Source organism: Butyrivibrio sp. NATIVEDY162, assembly GCF_045999815.1.
GTDB lineage: Bacteria > Bacillota > Clostridia > Lachnospirales > Lachnospiraceae > Butyrivibrio.
Genome location: NZ_CP172573.1, coordinates 371006 through 389073 on the forward strand (window position 1 = coordinate 371006; position 18068 = coordinate 389073).

15 protein-coding genes are annotated in these 18068 nt (G+C 40.0%); 13 read left to right on the forward strand and 2 right to left on the reverse strand.

Annotation, left to right across the window (positions count from 1 at the left end; all coding sequences use genetic code 11):
* Window positions 1-7: 7 nt before the first annotated feature.
* The 12 genes from ACHCNF_RS01490 (at window position 8) to rho (ending at window position 14090) form a co-directional block, all read left to right on the forward strand.
* Entirely contained in the window at window positions 8-805 is a 798-nt protein-coding gene (locus ACHCNF_RS01490) for an MBL fold metallo-hydrolase (protein ID WP_408071035.1), read from the forward strand.
* A gap of 22 nt (window positions 806-827) precedes the next feature.
* Window positions 828-1100, forward strand: a complete 273-nt coding sequence (locus ACHCNF_RS01495) for an ACT domain-containing protein (RefSeq protein WP_408071036.1) — start codon at window positions 828-830, stop codon at window positions 1098-1100.
* A 51-nt stretch (window positions 1101-1151) separates the two neighbouring features.
* Window positions 1152-2516 (forward strand): PFL family protein, encoded by a 1365-nt coding sequence (locus ACHCNF_RS01500; protein WP_408071037.1) that lies wholly within the window; start codon window positions 1152-1154, stop codon window positions 2514-2516.
* Window positions 2517-2543: 27 nt separating this feature from the next.
* Window positions 2544-3557, forward strand: a complete 1014-nt coding sequence (locus tag ACHCNF_RS01505; protein WP_408071038.1) for a carbohydrate ABC transporter permease — start codon at window positions 2544-2546, stop codon at window positions 3555-3557.
* Window position 3558: 1 nt separating this feature from the next.
* Window positions 3559-4512 carry a carbohydrate ABC transporter permease gene (locus tag ACHCNF_RS01510; protein ID WP_408071039.1) on the forward strand — a complete coding sequence of 318 codons (954 nt, stop codon included), beginning with the start codon at window positions 3559-3561 and terminating at the stop codon, window positions 4510-4512.
* Between the two features lie 77 nt (window positions 4513-4589).
* Window positions 4590-6482, forward strand: a complete 1893-nt coding sequence (locus tag ACHCNF_RS01515; protein WP_408071040.1) for an efflux RND transporter periplasmic adaptor subunit — start codon at window positions 4590-4592, stop codon at window positions 6480-6482.
* A complete protein-coding gene (locus ACHCNF_RS01520) occupies window positions 6479-7696 on the forward strand; it encodes an ABC transporter permease (RefSeq protein WP_408071041.1) in 1218 nt (405 codons plus the stop codon). The genes ACHCNF_RS01515 and ACHCNF_RS01520 overlap by 4 nt, the downstream gene beginning before the upstream one ends.
* 40 nt (window positions 7697-7736) lie before the next feature.
* Window positions 7737-10370 (forward strand): ABC transporter substrate-binding protein, encoded by a 2634-nt coding sequence (locus ACHCNF_RS01525; RefSeq protein WP_408071042.1) that lies wholly within the window; start codon window positions 7737-7739, stop codon window positions 10368-10370.
* A 111-nt stretch (window positions 10371-10481) separates the two neighbouring features.
* The gene (locus ACHCNF_RS01530; RefSeq protein ID WP_408071043.1) at window positions 10482-10934 is read left to right on the forward strand and encodes an NfeD family protein; all 453 of its coding nucleotides are present in this window, start codon (window positions 10482-10484) and stop codon (window positions 10932-10934) included.
* A 19-nt stretch (window positions 10935-10953) separates the two neighbouring features.
* Window positions 10954-11865 (forward strand): SPFH domain-containing protein, encoded by a 912-nt coding sequence (locus tag ACHCNF_RS01535; RefSeq protein WP_408071044.1) that lies wholly within the window; start codon window positions 10954-10956, stop codon window positions 11863-11865.
* Window positions 11866-11898: 33 nt separating this feature from the next.
* Entirely contained in the window at window positions 11899-12198 is a 300-nt protein-coding gene (locus ACHCNF_RS01540; RefSeq protein WP_408071045.1) for a hypothetical protein, read from the forward strand.
* A gap of 287 nt (window positions 12199-12485) precedes the next feature.
* Window positions 12486-14090: a transcription termination factor Rho gene (gene rho, locus ACHCNF_RS01545; protein WP_408071046.1), complete on the forward strand. Its 1605-nt coding sequence runs from the start codon at window positions 12486-12488 to the stop codon at window positions 14088-14090.
* 342 nt (window positions 14091-14432) lie between these two features.
* On the opposite strand, the gene ACHCNF_RS01550 is transcribed toward rho, so the two are convergent.
* Both ACHCNF_RS01550 and ACHCNF_RS01555 read right to left on the reverse strand, forming a co-directional pair.
* On the reverse strand, window positions 14433-14597 hold the full coding sequence (locus ACHCNF_RS01550; RefSeq protein WP_170832732.1) for a hypothetical protein: 165 nt from the start codon (window positions 14595-14597) through the stop codon (window positions 14433-14435).
* A 338-nt stretch (window positions 14598-14935) separates the two neighbouring features.
* Window positions 14936-15760 (reverse strand): IS91 family transposase, encoded by an 825-nt coding sequence (locus tag ACHCNF_RS01555; protein ID WP_408071047.1) that lies wholly within the window; start codon window positions 15758-15760, stop codon window positions 14936-14938.
* A gap of 262 nt (window positions 15761-16022) precedes the next feature.
* Between ACHCNF_RS01555 and ACHCNF_RS01560 the strand changes: the two genes are divergently transcribed.
* Window positions 16023-17792 (forward strand): glycoside hydrolase family 13 protein, encoded by a 1770-nt coding sequence (locus tag ACHCNF_RS01560; RefSeq protein ID WP_408071048.1) that lies wholly within the window; start codon window positions 16023-16025, stop codon window positions 17790-17792.
* Window positions 17793-18068 lie beyond the last annotated feature (276 nt).

Genomic DNA, 18068 nt, shown 5'->3' on the forward strand with positions numbered 1-18068 from the left:
GCACTAAATGAGACTTGCGAGCCTCTCAAGTGGTAGTAGTGGGAACAGTATTTATGTGGGTTCCGATACCACACACATCCTTGTAGATACGGGATGCAGTAAGAAGAGAATAGTGGAGGGCCTTTCAAAGCTTGATCTTAGTCTTGATGACATTGATGCTATTTTTGTCACTCATGAACATTCGGATCACATAGCGGGACTTCATACTATATTGAAGAAACATGACATCCCGGTTTTTGCTACAAAAGGAACAATACAGGGAATACGAAATAGCGATAAAAAGGGCGAGATGCTTTCATCTGAATTTCGAGAGATAAGAGCTGATGAGAAGGTATCTGTTAAGGATATAATAATAAACCCTATGTCTATAATGCATGATGCACTTGAACCTGTTGGATACAGAATATCGTATGGGAATAAGAAGGTAGCGATAGCAACCGATCTTGGATGCTATGATGAATATACCGTTGATTGTCTTAAAGGACTTGATGCAGTGCTGATAGAGGCCAATCATGATGTGAGAATGCTTCAGAGCGGCCCGTATCCATACCTTTTGAAAAAAAGAATACTTGGGGAAAAAGGACATTTGTCCAATGAAAAAAGCGGGGAACTTCTTTGCAGAATCCTGCATGACAATCTAAAAGGAATCCTTTTGGGACACCTGAGTAAAGAAAACAATCTTCCTGAATTGGCATATGAGACAGTGAGGGTTGAAATAGAAATGGGTGAAAACCCGTATCATGGAAATGACTTTCCAATAACGGTGGCTGCGAGAAATGAGCTCTCTGCGGTTATCGAAGTGTGAAAAAAGTTAGGAGTAAAATATTATGAGTAAGATAATTATTACTGTTGTTGGCAAAGACACAGTTGGCATCATTGCAAAGGTATGCACATATCTTGCAGAAAATGATATCAACATTCTTGATATTTCCCAGACCATCGTATCAGGATATTTTAATATGATGATGATTGTCGATGTGGCAAAGAGTCAGACCGACTTTTCTGATATGTCCGATTCACTTGAGAGCCTTGGCGAGGATATAGGAGTTGTAATTAAGTGTCAGAGAGAAGAAATCTTTGATTCAATGCACAGAATTTAATTGCTCCTGCAAGACATAAATAAGGCGATTTTACCGAAAGGGAACGGATAAATGATCAACATAAACGAAGTTTCAGAAACTAATGAAATGATTGAAAAGGAAAATCTTGATGTCAGAACAATTACAATGGGCATCAGCCTTTTTGATTGCATAAGCTCAGATCTTGATATATTAAATAAAAACATTTATGAAAAAATATATGGCTCTGCAAAGGATCTTGTTCAGACAGGCGAGGACATTGCAAAAGAATTTGGCATTCCGATTGTAAATAAGCGAATATCAGTAACACCTATTGCTCTTATCGGAGCCAGTGCCTGCAAAACATCTGATGATTTTGTAACAATTGCAAAGACACTTGATAAAGTGGCCAAAGCAGTAGGTATTAATTTCCTTGGTGGCTACAGTGCTCTTGTGAGTAAGGGTATGACCAATGCAGACAGACTGCTTATAGAGTCTATACCAAGAGCACTTGCAGAGACAGATGTCGTGTGCTCATCAGTTAATGTCGGTTCAACCAAGACCGGCATCAATATGGATGCAGTCAGACTTCTTGGCGATGTTATTGTAGATACTGCGAAGGCTACAAAGGATAATGACAGTGCAGGCTGCACAAAGCTTGTGGTATTTTGTAATGCTCCGGATGATAATCCTTTTATGGCAGGAGCTTTCCATGGTGTGACGGAAGCAGACAGAATAATCAATGTTGGTGTCAGTGGTCCGGGTGTTGTTAAGACTGCACTTGAAAAGGTTCGCGGAGAGAATTTTGAGATTCTCTGTGAGACTATTAAAAAGACAGCATTTAAAGTGACCAGAGTTGGTCAGCTTGTTGCAAAGGAAGCATCTGAAAGACTTGGAGTTCCTTTTGGTATCGTTGATCTGTCACTTGCTCCAACACCGGCAATAGGTGACAGCGTTGCTGATATTCTTCACGAGATTGGTGTTGAGCATGCCGGAGCCCCCGGAACAACAGCAGCACTTGCACTTTTAAATGATCAGGTTAAAAAGGGTGGAGCCATGGCTTCCTCATATGTAGGCGGTCTGTCCGGTGCGTTCATTCCTGTAAGTGAAGACCAGGGAATGATAAATGCCGTAAATGCAGGAGCACTTACTCTTGAAAAGCTTGAGGCTATGACATGTGTATGTTCTGTAGGTCTTGATATGATCGCAATACCCGGTGATACAAAAAATACAACAATCGCCGGAATTATTGCAGACGAGATGGCAATAGGAATGATAAACCAGAAAACTACTGCTGTAAGACTGATTCCTGTAATCGGCAAGAAGGAAGGGGATACTGTTGACTTCGGCGGACTTCTTGGATTTGGCCCTGTTATGAGCGTCAATAAATTCTCATGTGATGAATTCGTTAACAGGGGTGGCAGAATTCCTGCACCGATTCATAGCTTCAAAAATTAAAATGATTGGAACTGACAACTATTTACAATGGATAAGTTCAAAAAAATTACCGATAAAGTATCGGAAGAATCTGAGAAACTTAATAGGTTTTTGCGACGAAATGCAGCTGGCCAGACTACTGAGAAGACATCTGTTGTTAATCGCATAAAAAAGAATTTTAAAAAGGGCAGAAGCACAAAGAGAGCAGTCAGAGAAACAGCTATATCCTGGGCATTTTTGATACCCAGCCTTATGGGAGTTATGACATTCTTTGTACTTCCATTCTGTGTTGTGGTTTTTTATTCGCTGGTTAATAACCCTATTCAGAAGGAGTTTGTAGGTCTATTTAATTTTGAAAGAGTTTTTACCAACAATGCTTTCAGACAGGCTGCATATAACACCTTTAAATTTTCGATTATAGCTGTTCCGCTTGCGGTGGTACTTTCACTTTTTCTTGCAGTTGTAATGGAATCGGGGATACCGTTTAAAAGCCAGTTCAGAAGCTTCTTTCTAAGTCCTATGATGGTGCCTATAGCATCAATAGTACTGATCTGGCAGGTGCTGTTTCACTTCAACGGCATCGTGAATGTTGTTGGGATGTATTTTGGCGGCCCCAAGATTGACTGGCTAAAATCTGACAAAGCGCAGATAGTTATTGTTATTTTGTTTTTATGGAAAAACCTTGGATATAACATGATCCTGTTTATGGCGGCTCTGTCGAGTGTGCCTAAGGATCTTATAGAGGTGGCAAGACTTGAAAGTGCCACAGATTCACAGATATTTTGGAATATTAAAATGAGATATCTGTCATCAACCGTTCTTTTTGTAACGATAATGTCTCTGATAAATTCATTTAAAGTATTTAGAGAGATTTACCTGATGACCGGAGATTATCCGTATAAGACACTGTATATGATGCAGCACTTTATGAATAACACCTTTGCTTCTGTTGATTATCAGAAACTTTCAGCTTCAGCTATTTTGATGGCTCTGGTTATCGTCGCACTTATGCTTATAATGTTCGTTACTGAAAACCGGTATGGAAAGGATATAGAAGGCTGATATGGCGCAACTTAAGCTGCCTACCGGTGAACAGCAGTTTTATGAACGGGCTATACGGAAGGCAAGAAGAAAAAAGAAAATATATAAATATGGTATTGTTGCAGGAACAATAATATGCTTCATATTTGCAGTACTTTTCCTGCTACCTACGATACTGACAATTACGAACTCATTTATGAGCTCATCCGAGATAAGTGCCAATTATGGCGCAGTATTTCAGACTACTGAAACCGGCGGAAAAGTATTTATTTCAAAGACGGTAAATCTGAAATTTATTCCGGATATCGTTTCCTTTAGTCAGTACTTTACGGTGCTATTTAAGTCACCGGAATATCTGGTGAAGTTTTGGAACAGTATGATTTATGTCATACCGATACTTATAGTTCAGCTAATGGTTGCCATGTTCGCATCCTATGGATTTGCCAGATATAAGGGCAGAGTAAGAGAAATTATCTTTTTTATATACATAATCATGATGTTGATGCCCTATCAGGTAACGCTGGTTCCGAATTATCTGGTTTCATCCTGGCTTGGAATTCTTGATACCAGGTGGGCAATATGGCTTCCGGGATTCTTTTCTCCGTTTGCGGTATATCTGCTTACGAAGTTTATACGCAGAATTCCGAATGAAGTTATGGAAGCTGCATCCATTGACGGAGCAAGTGAGTGGCAGATATTTTCACAGATATGTTTCCCACTCTGCAAGAGCGGACTGATATCAATAGGTATTCTTGTGTTTATTGATTATTGGAACATGGTTGAGCAGCCACTGATACTGCTTACAAATGACGAACTTCATCCGCTTTCGGTATTTTTGTCGAAGATCAATGCGGGAGAAATAAGCCTTGCATTTGCTGTTGCGGTAATTTACCTTGTACCGCCGCTCTTGATCTTCTTATACGGGGAAGAGTACCTGATTGAGGGTATTTCATACCAAGGCGGTATAAAGGGATAAAAATAAATTTTGCCATAAGGCATTTGCCCATATGATGAGGGGGCAAGCAAGATATTTAAGGGAAGAGGAAATAAGGTATGTCTGAAGTAAAGAATCAAAGACCAAAGAAAAGTCGTAAGGACATAATAAAGGATATTGCTATTGCTTTTTTGGCAATCCTGTTATTGCTTACGTTCTTTTCAAACACAATTATGAACTATTCACTGCCGGAGGTTGCTATTCAGCAGATCCAGGAGGGTACGATTTCACCTATTATTAGAGGTACCGGTACCGTTGAGGCTAAGGATCCTTACAATGTAAAGGTTTCTCAGGAACGTGTAATTAAGAGCGTTGCTGTTACAGAAGGCGCTAAGGTAAAAAAGGGAGATATCCTTTACTACCTTGAAGATAAGGAATCCACTGAGCTTACAGAAGCAAGATCCAAACTTGATGAGCTTATGCGTACATATGAGTCTTCACTTTTTTCAGGTGATCTGACTAATGAAGCAATCAATCGTGTCCGCGGCGGAAAGACTCTGACAATGGATCAGATTCAGGCTAAACTTAAGGCAGCAACTGACAGATATGATGCAGCTAAGCTTGCTGACGAAGAAGCTCAGGCTGCAATTGACGAGCAGTCACAGAACCAGGCATACACAGCTGCTCAGTATAATTATGATGAGGCTACACCTCAGTACAGAGATGCTGATATTACATACAGAATAACAGAGATTGATCAGCAATTGGAAATTGCAAAGGCAGATAGCTCTGATTCTTCAAGCTCTGATGAATCTGTTGCAAAGAAAGAATATGATAATGCAGAATCAGATTTAAAAGAGAAAAAGGAAGCAATGGAATCTGCAAAGTCAGCTATAACGACCACAAAAGAGAAGTACGACAATGCTGTTGCAAGATACAATAACGAACCCAATACTACAAATAAAAATGCGATGGATGAAGCCAAAAATGCCATGGATTATGCTCCTACCAAGTATGAGGAAGCTAAAGCGGCATATACTAGGGCTAAGGAAACATATAACAAGAAAAAAGAAAAATATGAAAAATCGCAGACAATTGCTGAAGTGTCAAAGACTGCAAATGAGCAACTGATTGAAGCTCTTGAAGCTGAGAAGAACCGACTTCTTCTTGAGCAGGCTAATGGAACAAAGGATACTTCTCAGATCACAACTCAGGCAGGTCAGGTTGATTATGACTACCAGAGAAAAGCTGCATCACTTCAGGATACTAAGAATAAGACTGCACAGGAGCTTGAAAGAGCAACTACCGATAGAACAGAGCTCCTTACAGAGATTTCAAAGGAAATCGAGCTCGATGGTCAGAGAGATGATATTGCTGAGCAGAGGGAAACTGTTGAGAAGCTTGAGAAGGAAGCTGTAGGTGCAACAATAGATGCGCCTGTTGATGGTACAGTAGCTGAGCTTGCACTTAAGGCAGGTGAGACTACAAATGCAGAGAATGCTGTTGCTGTAATCCAGGTTGAAGGAAAGGGTATGCAGACAAGCTTCTCAGTAACAATCGATCAGGCTAAGAGACTTAAGGTTGGCGATATTGCAGAGCCTCAGAATGCATGGTACTACACAGACTTTAAGGCTACTCTTAAGTCTATTACAAATGATCAGCAGAATCCCAATACTAAGAAAGTTCTTACTTTCCTCATTGAAAGTACTGAGGTACAGAACGGACAGTCTGTAAGTTTGCAGATCGGTCAAAAATCCGATACATATGATCTTACTGTCCCTGCAGGTGCAATCAGAGAGAGTAACAATGGTAAATTTATACTGATAGTTAAATCAAAATCCAGTCCTCTTGGTAACAGATATATTGCTGCAGAGGTACCGGTTGAAGTTCTTGGTACCGATGATACAACAGCAGCAATAAGCGGAAGCCTTGAAGGAGACGAATATGTGATCACGACATCAACAGCTCCAATTAAAGCAGGTGATCAGGTAAGACTGGCTAATAATCAATGAACAAGATAACAGTTAACTTAAATAATTTTTTCAAAAATCTGAAATTAAGACAGATCATATATTTTGCAATAATAGTAATGCTTGTACTTACAATATTTGGCCTGAACTTCTATCGGGAATTTATTGTCAGTAAGCTTTATGACCAGCAGATGGGTGAAAGATGGTCTGATGATACGAGATGCGGTCAGGTCAGTATGTTTTTTTCTGAAAGTCAGGGCATTGGTACAGATAAGGTAAAGGAGTTTGCTTACAATATCAATAAGGGACTTATTGCTGACGGACTACAGGAGGCTGACGCAAGTACTGAGGGTACAGGTGCGGTATGGAATTACTGTTATAGTTCAGTAGGCAGCGTTGACCTTACAAGAGATCTTAAGACTGTTACAGCTGTCGCAATAGGCGTAGGCGGTGATTACTTCCAGTTTCATCCTATGAGAGTTATGAGTGGTAATTATTTTACCGGAGATCTTCTTATGAAAGATCATGTAATTCTTGATGAAGAACTTGCGTGGCAACTCTTTGGATCTGACGATATTGTCGGAGAAAGCATTACAATAGGCGGCGTTCCTCACTATATTTCCGGAGTTGTAAAAAAGGACAGCGGCAAATACGTAAAAGCCTCAGGAATGGTATTTCCAACTGTTTATATGTCCTTCGAATCACTTGCAACTTACGGGAAAATTGATGCATCGGTATTAGCTACAAATGGAACGCTGGGACAGTTTTCTGTAGCGTCAAAAAACGATGACGAGTCTGAAAACGGAACCTCAGATGTTGAGCTGGAAGCTAAGGGCATTGTATGTATGGAAGTAGTAATGCCCAATATGGTAGACAATTATGCTAAAAATTTTGTCATAGATAAGCTTGGCCTAAATACAACTCAGGTAGAAGTGGTTGATAACAGTGCAAGATTTGAAAATCGTAATCTTATAAACATAATTGCGAAGTTTAATACCAGAGGTATGCAGACTAAGCCGGTTATCTATCCCTATTGGGAGAACAATGCCAGGGCTTATGAGAATGTTTTGGCTGTTGTATTTTTGATACAGATCATATGTGCTGTAATTATTTTTATCATGTTGGCTATAGCTGTTGTACAAGCTTACAGACATAGAAAGTGGACTGTGGGAATGCTTGTTCATAAGTTTGCTGACTGGAAGTATGATCTTGAATCAAATATTAAGTACCACAATGAAAAATGGAAATATTTTTAATGGTATTTAGTTTGGCTTTTTTATATAAGGAGGATAATTAATGAAAAGAATTTATCTAAAGAGAATTCTAAGTATTTCACTTGCTGCTATAATGACACTTAATATAGCTGCTTGTGGCTGTGGCAAAAAGAAGGAGGCTTCTACTAACAATGAAGAAGAAGCCGGCCATGATGCTACTGCTTATGTATTTAAAGACAATCCGATTTCTCTTGGAGAGGGCGTTGATATTTCAAATATCTCTACTCTGGGCAGCTATGGTGATAAGGTATATGCTCTCTTAAATACAATGGGTGATGATGGAAGTAATAAGAGCGTATTGTATACCTTTGATAAAGATGGCAGCAATGTAAATACCATGGATATTGCTGTTAATGATAATCTTAATGTCTCAAATATCACAGTAGCAGAGGATGGATCTGTATATACAATTCAGACTCAGTTTGGTGGTATGACAGGCGGATTTGATGACTTCAGCATTGGTAACGATGGTGGCGCAATGGGCGGCATTATTGAAGGCGGCGACGAAATTGCTGGCCCTACAGTTGAGTTTGATACCGAATCTGGCGATTCTGAATCCGTTGAGGAAGATATTGATCAGTATTCAGGTGAAGATGAAGAAGTTGCTGAAGAGGACACTTCAGCTGAGGATAATTCACAAGATGACACTGAAACTCAGGCTACAGATAATGATGCAGCTGCTACAGACAGCAGTGAAACAGATGCAAATACAGAAGGTGGCTCAGAAGGTGAACAGCCTGCTGACGGTGTTGCTATCGACGGATTAGATATTTCAAATGAAGATCCAATGGGTCAGAATGCTGAAAGCTCTGATATTTACTATCTGGTAAAGTATGACAGCTCAGGTGCTGAGGCTTGGAAAAGTCAGATTGATTCCAAGACGGATTCATATTTTTATATAAACTCTTTTGTTGCCGCTGATAACAATACATTAGTTGTATCTGATACCAATGGTCTTCACACTTATAGTGCTGAGGATGGAAGTAAGAAATCAGATTTTGATCTTGCAGGCGTTGTAGACAGTGAATATGGAATTTCACTCATGGTCTATAAGCTTGGAGATGGTGGATTTGGAGCAATGAATGTATCTTCATCCGAATTTTTCAAGCTCGATATAAATGCAGGAACTATTACACCGGTTGAAGGCTCTGAAAGTCCTTTCTATGACTATACATTTTATTCAGGAGCAGGAGCTAATGATCTGTTTGCAGTAAGTTCAGAGGGTGTTTTTACTTACAAGCTCGGAGAGCCTAAGGTATCCATGATTCTGAACTTTGTCGATTCAGATATTAATACATATGGCCTTTCAAATCTTGTAGCTATTTCCGATACTGAACTTGTTGCACTTATTCCTTCTGATGATGCAGGCTTTACATTGTCATATCTTACAAAGGTTGATCCTAAGTCTGTAAGTGAGAGACAACAGATTACACTTGGCTGTAACTATATTGACTATGATGTAAGATCACAGATTATTAAATTCAATAAGACAAATGAAGATTATCGTATTGTAATTAACGATTATTCAAAATATGATTCTGAGAATGATTATTCTGGCGGAGCAAACAGACTTAATACTGATATTGTTTCAGGTAATGCACCTGACATCCTTGTTTTGGATTCAGATATGCCCGTTGACAGTTACATCTCAAAAGGTCTTTTTGAGGATATGACTGACTACTTCAAAAATGATGAGGAACTTAGTAAGATCAAGTACATGGATCATGTAATGGATGCATTTAAGACCGATGGCAAAATGTACAAGCTGATACCCAGCTACTATGTTGAGACGGTTGTAGCAGCCAAGAAGGATGCCGGTGATGACTATACCTGGACAATCGATGAGCTTGAAAAGCTTGTAAAAGACAAGAACATTGAGCACAAGAATATATTTGGACCTCTTGCCAGGGATGAGGTATTCGAGTTGGCGCTCAGTCTTTCAGGATCGCAGTATATCGATTGGTCTACACTTACATGCAGCTATGATTCTGATGCATTTATTCATCTTCTTAAGTTTGTAAATGAATTCCCTGAAGAACTTGAAGAGGACGACTATTATAATGACACATCTTCATATTGGAGGCAGGGACTTTCTCTTGCTGACAGATTCTATTTGAACAGCTTTAGCGATTATAACTATGAGGCTAAGGGTACCTTCGGAGAAGAGATACAGACAGTTGGATTCCCTTCTGATAATGGAAGTGGCTCTGCACTTTATCCTAACCTTCAGCTTACGATGAGTGCTTCTTCAAAGGTTAAGGATGGATGCTGGCAGTTTATGAGATATTTCCTTACGGATGAATACCAGAACTCTATTGACGGATCTTGGCCTGTAAGTATGACAAAGATGAATGAACTCGCAGAGGCAGCTAAGAAAAAGCCTACATATGTTGATGAGGACGGAAAAGAAGTTGAGTATGATGACACATGGTATATCGGAGAGACTGAAATTGTTATTCCTCCTATGACAGATGATGAGATAAACGAGATAATTAACTTCCTTAACAGTATTGATCAGGTTGGAAACAGTAATGAGGAAGTTGCCAATATCATCTATGAAGAGGCTGCTGCTTACTTCAGCGGTCAGAAGACGGCAGAAGAGGTTGCTGATATTATCCAGAGTCGTGTCCAGATTTATGTAAATGAAATATCATAATAGTTAATTTCATTTTGATGTTCCGATTTAGCACTATCTTACATTAGTTATCGTGTGATATAGGCAGATGTCAGCTGTTTTACGAATGGGGAAGAACAGGAGGTGACTGGAATGTACAATGAAATTCTTGGATTATCACCAATGGTATTTTGGTTGATACTGACTGTAATATTAGCGGTTAGTGAAATACTTACACTGGGGCTTACCACAATTTGGTTTGCCCTTGGTGCTCTTGCCGCATTTCTCTCATGTTTAATGGGAGCGTCAGTTCCATTACAGATAGTTATTTTTATAATTGTTTCTGTTATCGCTTTGCTGCTTGTAAGACCGATTTCATTGAAGCTTCTTGGTGGGAAGATAGTTAAAACCAACATAGATGCACTTATTGGAAGAAAGGTCAATGTAAGTAAGGAGATAGATAACATTAAGGAAACCGGAAATGTTATTCTTGATGGAACTACATGGAATGCCAGAAGCTTTGAGGATGATGTGGTAATTTCATCAGGCGAAACTGTGGTTATTGAAAAAGTTGAGGGAAATAAGCTCATAGTTAAAAGAGCTTAAAATAAAAAGGAGGAGAGTTATGCCATTTTTTATTATTATTGTTTTAATACTTGTACTTATTGCACTTAATATCAAGATTGTACCTCAGGCTCATTCATTTATTGTTGAGCGTCTCGGTGCATACAAAGAGACATGGGACGTTGGTCTTCACTTTATGGTTCCTTTTATAGACAGGATTGCACGAAAGGTAGATCTTAAGGAACAGTATTGCGATTTCCCGCCTCAGCCTGTTATTACACAGGATAATGTTACAATGCAGATTGATTCAATCGTTTTCTTTAGAATTTCTGATCCTAAGGCATATGCATATGGTGTCAGAAATCCTATTGGAGCTATTGAGAACCTTACAGCTACAACACTTCGTAATGTAATCGGTTCACTTACTCTCGATGAAACACTTACAAGCCGTGATCAGATCAATGCTCAGATGCAGGATGCACTTGATATTGCTACAGATCCCTGGGGTATCAAGATTACAAGAGTAGAGCTTAAGAACATCAATCCTCCGGAACAGATTCGTGATGCCATGGAGAAACAGATGAAAGCTGAGCGTGAAAAGAGAGAAAAAATCCTCTTTGCTGAAGGTGAAAAACAGTCAGCAATTACTGTTGCAGAAGGTGAGAAACAGAGTAAGATTCTTCAGGCAGAAGCTGACAAGCAGGCTACTATCCTTAAGGCAGAAGCTGAGAAGGAAAAGAAGATCAGAGAGGCAGAAGGTCAGGCTGAAGCTATCAGAAGCGTGCAGAAGGCTAATGCGGATGGTATTCAGATGCTTAAGGAAGCCGGAGCTGATGAGTCTGTTCTTACAATTAAGAGCCTTGAAGCTTTTGAGAAGGCTGCTAATGGTCAGGCTACAAAAATCATTGTTCCCAGCAACATAGCCGGTGTTGCAGGACTTGCAGAGTCAATCAAGGAAGTTGTTACAAAATAAATAATAATTTTCTCATATAACAGGGGGAAAAGAATGCCGGATAATAAAGGAAGAGAAGCTCTTATTCATTCTCTGGCGCAGTCAATGGGAATGGGCGATGCTCAGAAATTCAAGTCTACTACCGGAAGATATAATTCTGAAACCGGAACTATTATGAGTAATGGAAGAGTTATATCAAGTGCTACGGTAATTCAGGCTAAAAACTATTTTACTTCCCAATATAATAAGCTTGCCGAAATGGATGATGAAGGAGCAAAACAGATGGCTACACTTTACGAAGTTGCAAAAGAAGCCATAGGAATCATGCTTGACAGCGGTAAAGCCGGAGACTGAAACAACGCAGAAAACCGGAAAATCAGGTTACAAAGCACTGAGAAAGATGCAATATTTGCTGATACTCAGTTGCTTTGTAGCCTGCTATTTAATAAAATCTTAAAAAAATTTCTATTGATATTTTTTCTTTTATGATGTATTGTGAACATTAGTCGAAAGTAGTTTAATCTAAAAAGCATTGGCTTGTCGACAATCAGACTTAAGTTATAAGTTATCGATTATTTTCCAAACGAAAAAACTAATTATTTAAAATAGTATTTTTTATATAAAAAAGAAAGGAACAAGATTTGAGAGAAAAATTAGAAACACTTACACTGGCTTCACTTCGCGACCTCGCTAAGCAGAACGGTATTAAGAGTGTAACGACTATGAAAAAGTCAGAGCTTATCGATGCTCTTTTGGAGCTGGATGAGAAACAGAAGGCTGAGCAGAAAGCACAGGCTGCAGAGAAAGCTGCGCAGGCTGATACTACAACCCAAAAGGCTGAAAAATCATCTTCTGAAGAAAAGGTTAAGCCACAGGGAAAAAAGCCCGGCCGTAAGAAGATTATTATGGCAGATAATAATCAGGGGCAGAATGATAACAAGGCCTCTGAAGGCAGACAGCCTGAAAACAGAAAGTCTCCTGAAAACAGACAGACAGAATCCAGAAAGAACCCTGAAAAGAGACAACCTGAACAAAAAGATGCACACAATAAGTCTGCTGAATCAGTTCAGGAACAGCCTGCTAAAAAGGACGCTTCTGTTGAGGATAATGAGATTGCTAACGGAGTGGACGCACATGGTATCCTCGAAGTTATGCAGGATGGATTTGGATTTATCCGCTGCGAGAACTATCTTCCCGGTGAGAATGACGTATATGTTGCTCCCGGTATGATAAGAAAGTATAACCTTAAGACCGGTGATATTCTTACAGGTATTGCAAGACAGAAAAAGGAAAATGATAAATTCGGAGCACTGCTTCAGCTAAATACAATAAATACTTACAAGCCTGAAGTTGCAATGGGACGTTGGGATTTTGAGAAAATGACACCCATTTTCCCAAAAGAACAGATAGTACTCGAGCATCCCGGTTGCACTATAGCAATGAGAATTATGGATCTTATTTCTCCCATAGGTAAGGGGCAGCGCGGTATGATCGTTTCTCCTCCTAAGGCAGGTAAGACAACACTCCTTAAGGATGTAGCTCTTTCAGTTAAGAAAAACAATCCGGATATTCATCTTATTGTTCTTCTTATTGACGAGCGACCTGAGGAAGTAACAGATATCAAGGAGAGCATTGAGGGACCTAATGCAGAGGTTATTTATTCTACCTTCGATGAACTTCCTGAGCACCATAAAAGAGTATCTGAGATGGTAATTGAGAGAGCTAAGCGTCTTGTTGAGCACAATAAGGACGTAATGATTCTTCTTGATTCCATTACCAGACTTACAAGAGCTTACAATATTGTTGTTCCGCCTTCCGGAAGAACGCTTTCCGGTGGTCTTGATCCTGCAGCTCTGCATATGCCTAAGCGCTTCTTCGGAGCTGCCAGAAAGATGAGGCAGGGTGGAAGCCTTACAATTCTTGCTACAGCGCTTGTAGAGACAGGTTCAAAGATGGATGATGTCATCTATGAAGAATTTAAAGGAACAGGCAACATGGAAATGGTACTCGACAGAAAGATGCAGGAGAAGAGAATATTCCCTGCAATTAACATTCCAAAGTCCAGTACCAGACGTGAAGATCTTCTTCTTAAACCGGATGAACTTGCTGCAGTTAATGCATTGCGCAAGGGCTTCAATGGCATGAAGGCAGACGAAGCTGTAGATCAGTGTATCAATATGTTCTCAAAGACACGTACAAATACAGAATTTGTTCGCATGGTAGAAAAGCAGATTGCCAGATATTGATTTTAGTTTAATATAAAATGTCGCCGGTGGGCGCGCGTATATTATATCTGAACCTCGTTGCAAAAAAAGCATAATCGGTTAAGATACAGCATATGCGCACTCGCGGGCGATATTCTTTTTTTATATCATAGGAAAATGCTTTCCTATGATACAAAAAAGCTCCGCGAGGATGCGCACTCGCGCGAAAGGAATATGTTGCATTCTGCAACCGCGCTCGGCGCGAGAATGTCGCAAGCGACATTCTTTTTTATTTAATAGGAAATTTCGCCTTGGCGGCGAAACCTTGAATTAAAAGGCCCGGCAAGACCGGGCCACGCAAAGCGGAGGTATGTTGGTTTTGAATTACCAATCTACCTCATCAAAGAATTCATCATCTTCATGCATAAAGTAATCCATGTCGAGAAGGTCTTCATCATCCATCTCGCGGATTTCATTCGCCGACATGCCTTCCGGCGGGTTTTGGATGTATTTCTCTCTAAGCTTTGCTATTAGTTCTTTACTGGCCATGGCTGTTCCTCCTAGCATGATTTTATCATGCGCAGGAATACGAGGGAACACTACTGATTTTTGAGGATGGAGCTCTGCTTTTGGGACGGCATTTTCCCATTGCCTTTTCATATAAGTCTTCGAGAGAAACACGTTTGTGGTTAAAGCGCAATTCGAGAAATTTCATGGTGCTGCTGCACTTTGGACAACTCAATGGGTCATATCCGAATGCTGTCAGGATGCCTGAACGCCATTGAAGGAATGATTTAAAGAATGGTTTTTTGGAAGGGTGAATCAGCCGGTAAAGTTTTTTGTCTGATTCTCTATGGCGACCATATACACCATAGTAACGTATCATTTTAAAGTCTTTTTCGGGTATGTGTTGTTATAAGACGTTTGATGAATTCCATTGAAGGTATGGTCTCGGTGACAAGGACTTCGTCCTCATGTCTGTTGTAATGGAAAGTAACAGTATCTTGTTCTTTATCGTAAGAGTCAATTCTTGAGAGACCGATTACAGGACGACCGAGGTATCTGCCTATATATTTGGCAACAGTACGTCTGTCAGCGAGAGTAGGTTTGCCATAGACATAGAAACCTTCTTTCTGATTTTTGTATGAGAGAGCTTTTTCTTTTTTGAACAATGCTTTCTTATTGGGGTCAGTAATACGGGCTTCCATCAGATTCAGAAGAGCAGTCTGAAAAGCATGGCGCATATATGGGTAACTGAAGAAGTTTACTTTGCGCCAAAAGCCGGTGTCTCCTACACCACCTTCAGATATGAGGCAGTGGATATGAGGATTCCATTCCAAAGGACGACCAAATGTGTGAAGGACCAGAATGTAACCAGGTGTAAAGTTCTGACTCTTGTTGATTTTGTAGAACATCCGGTTAATAACACTGCTGACAGCTTCGAAAAGACAGTTAAGAAGGTCGCGATCTTCGAGAAAGTAATGGCGTAATTCTTTTGATATGGTGAATACGCAGTGACGGTGCTGACAGTTTATGAGCTTAAATGACATAGCCTGAGCACGTTTTTGTGAATACATGGCACCACATGTAGGGCAGAATCTTGAATGACAACGAAAGGGAACAAATTTGAGAGTACCACAATCAGGGCAGCCGTACATAGCGCCGCCATAAGCAGGATCCCCGCAATTGATCATCTTATCGATGTTTTCCATTTCGGTCTTGCGGGGATGAAGAGTATATTGAATTTCTTCATAATGATCGCGGAACAGATCTTGTAGAGTATTTCGTTTCATATAATCATTATGAATGAGTTGAGGCAAAAAACAACCCCACCCCTCATGATTGAGGGGCAGGGGAGTTGAGGTGCCGTAGGCACTTTTTTATCGATAGCTTATTGAAATTCGGTATTGATTTATAAATCATTATAGGGTATAGTCTTGTATACATGGAAAACGTTTTCTTAAAGGAGACTATATGAATTTAAGTGCAATATACCATAGAATGTCAGAACAATACTGCTATCCCCTTGACCAGGATCAGCTGATAATCAATATTAAGACCGGATACGACGTTGATAAAGTATATATCTATCATGGAGATCCCTATGATGCGGGTATCATGGGTGGTAATGAGCGCTGGAGCGGTCATAAGGAAGAGATATATTTCAAAAAGAGATTAAAGGATCATATCTGGTGGACAACCACACTTCGCCCTGAGTATAAGAGATGTAAATATTATTTCGAGATTCATTCAGGTGATGAGTGCATCTATTACTTTGAGGATGGATTCCTCACAGATGAGGAGATGAACCAGGAGGGGAAGACTCTTTCCTATTTCATAATGCCCTGGATGAATGCTGCAGATGTCTGCGATACTCCTGCCTGGGTTAATGATACCGTGTGGTATCAGATTTTCCCTGAGAGATTCTGTAATGGAGATGAGAGCATTAATCCCTCGAATGTTCTGGAGTGGCAGACCGGTAAGGTGGGCATGAAGGATTATTACGGAGGGGACATCAGAGGTATACGCGACAGGCTCTCATATTTGAAGGAACTTGGAATAACAGGTATTTACCTGAATCCTGTTTTTGAAGCCCACAGTAATCATAAGTATAATACTTTTGATTACAAGAAGGTGGATCCTGCCTTCGGAACTAATGATGATTTGAAGGCGCTGGTCAGAGAGGCACATGATGCAGGTATAAGGGTTATGCTGGATGCGGTTTTCAATCACACTGGAGCAGATCATCCCATGTGGCAGGATGTGCTGAAAAATGGAAAGGACTCTGAGTATGCGGACTGGTATATGGTAAACAAGTGGCCTGTGGAACAGGGACGCGATACCAGAGATGGAAGATATTATTCCTTTGCTTTTGCGGAGTACATGCCAAAGCTCAACACCAGTAATCAGGCTGTTCAGGATTATCTTTTGGATATCATCAGATTCTGGATTGAGGAATTTTACATAGATGGTCTTAGATTTGATGTTGGTAATGAGGTGTCTCACTCATTCTTAAAGGCAGTCAGATACATGACAAAGCGCATGAAGAGTGACTTTTACCTGCTTGGTGAGATATGGCATGATTCAGTATCATGGCTGAGGGGAGATGAGTATGACTCAGTAATGAATTATCCGCTTTCTACAGCTATAGCAGATTTCTGGGTTTATAAAAACAGAGGTAAAGAGACTTTTGAATATGATATAAACAGATGCTTTACCATGTATTATTCTCAGGTAAACGATGTACTGTTTAATCTTCTGGATTCTCATGACACTAACAGACTTTTTGAGAAGGCTGAGAAAAATGTAGATATATTCTATCAGCAGCTGGCTGTACTATTTACAATGCCAGGAAGTCCCTGCATATATTACGGAACAGAAGTCATCATGGATGGAACATATGACCCTGATTGCCGCAGATGTATGCCCTGGGATGAGATAGATGCAGGAAAGAAATCAGCTGAGATTTCTGAAATAAAGAATCTTATTAATATGAGGAAAAGCCTGCAGGCTTGCAAGAGCAGGAATTTCCATTTCTCTGATGATATCGAAGAGAAAAGGGTAATAGAGTATTTGAAGATTGGTGAAAATGAAAGCCTTCAGATTTATCTTAACTGTGAGGAAAAGCCTGTGCAGCTCGATATAAAGGATTTCTCAGATATTGTTTACTCAAGAAAATGGGAGATGGACACGGAAGATATTGGAACCTTAGGGGTAAATGGAATTCTTATATTAAGGCATTAAGTATTTGGTGGCTGTCACGCTGGTTTTAGCGTGGCAGCGTTTTTATATCATAGGAAATTTCTTTCCTATGATATAAAAACGCTCCGCGAGGATGCGCACTCGCGCGAAAGGAATATGTTGCATTCTGCAACCGCGCTCGGCGCGAGAATGTCGCAAGCGACATTCTTTTCTTACATAAAAAAACACTCACCAAACAGTGAGTGGAAGTTTTGGGAGGAGGGGTTGTCAGGTGGGGAACCCGACAACCCGGTATGAAAAAAGTTTTGTTGGGGGAGT

Bases quoted from the DNA above. Each gene is read 5' to 3' on its own strand.
- ACHCNF_RS01490 (WP_408071035.1), top strand. From the start codon at position 8: ATGAGACTTGCGAGCCTCTCAAGTGGTAGTAGTGGGAACAGTATTTAT.
- ACHCNF_RS01495 (WP_408071036.1), top strand. From the start codon at position 828: ATGAGTAAGATAATTATTACTGTTGTTGGCAAAGACACAGTTGGCATC.
- ACHCNF_RS01500 (WP_408071037.1), top strand. From the start codon at position 1,152: ATGATCAACATAAACGAAGTTTCAGAAACTAATGAAATGATTGAAAAG.
- ACHCNF_RS01505 (WP_408071038.1), top strand. From the start codon at position 2,544: ATGGATAAGTTCAAAAAAATTACCGATAAAGTATCGGAAGAATCTGAG.
- ACHCNF_RS01510 (WP_408071039.1), top strand. From the start codon at position 3,559: ATGGCGCAACTTAAGCTGCCTACCGGTGAACAGCAGTTTTATGAACGG.
- ACHCNF_RS01515 (WP_408071040.1), top strand. From the start codon at position 4,590: ATGTCTGAAGTAAAGAATCAAAGACCAAAGAAAAGTCGTAAGGACATA.
- ACHCNF_RS01520 (WP_408071041.1), top strand. From the start codon at position 6,479: ATGAACAAGATAACAGTTAACTTAAATAATTTTTTCAAAAATCTGAAA.
- ACHCNF_RS01525 (WP_408071042.1), top strand. From the start codon at position 7,737: ATGAAAAGAATTTATCTAAAGAGAATTCTAAGTATTTCACTTGCTGCT.
- ACHCNF_RS01530 (WP_408071043.1), top strand. From the start codon at position 10,482: ATGTACAATGAAATTCTTGGATTATCACCAATGGTATTTTGGTTGATA.
- ACHCNF_RS01535 (WP_408071044.1), top strand. From the start codon at position 10,954: ATGCCATTTTTTATTATTATTGTTTTAATACTTGTACTTATTGCACTT.
- ACHCNF_RS01540 (WP_408071045.1), top strand. From the start codon at position 11,899: ATGCCGGATAATAAAGGAAGAGAAGCTCTTATTCATTCTCTGGCGCAG.
- ACHCNF_RS01550 (WP_170832732.1), bottom strand. From the start codon at position 14,597: ATGGCCAGTAAAGAACTAATAGCAAAGCTTAGAGAGAAATACATCCAA.
- ACHCNF_RS01555 (WP_408071047.1), bottom strand. From the start codon at position 15,760: ATGGAAAACATCGATAAGATGATCAATTGCGGGGATCCTGCTTATGGC.
- ACHCNF_RS01560 (WP_408071048.1), top strand. From the start codon at position 16,023: ATGAATTTAAGTGCAATATACCATAGAATGTCAGAACAATACTGCTAT.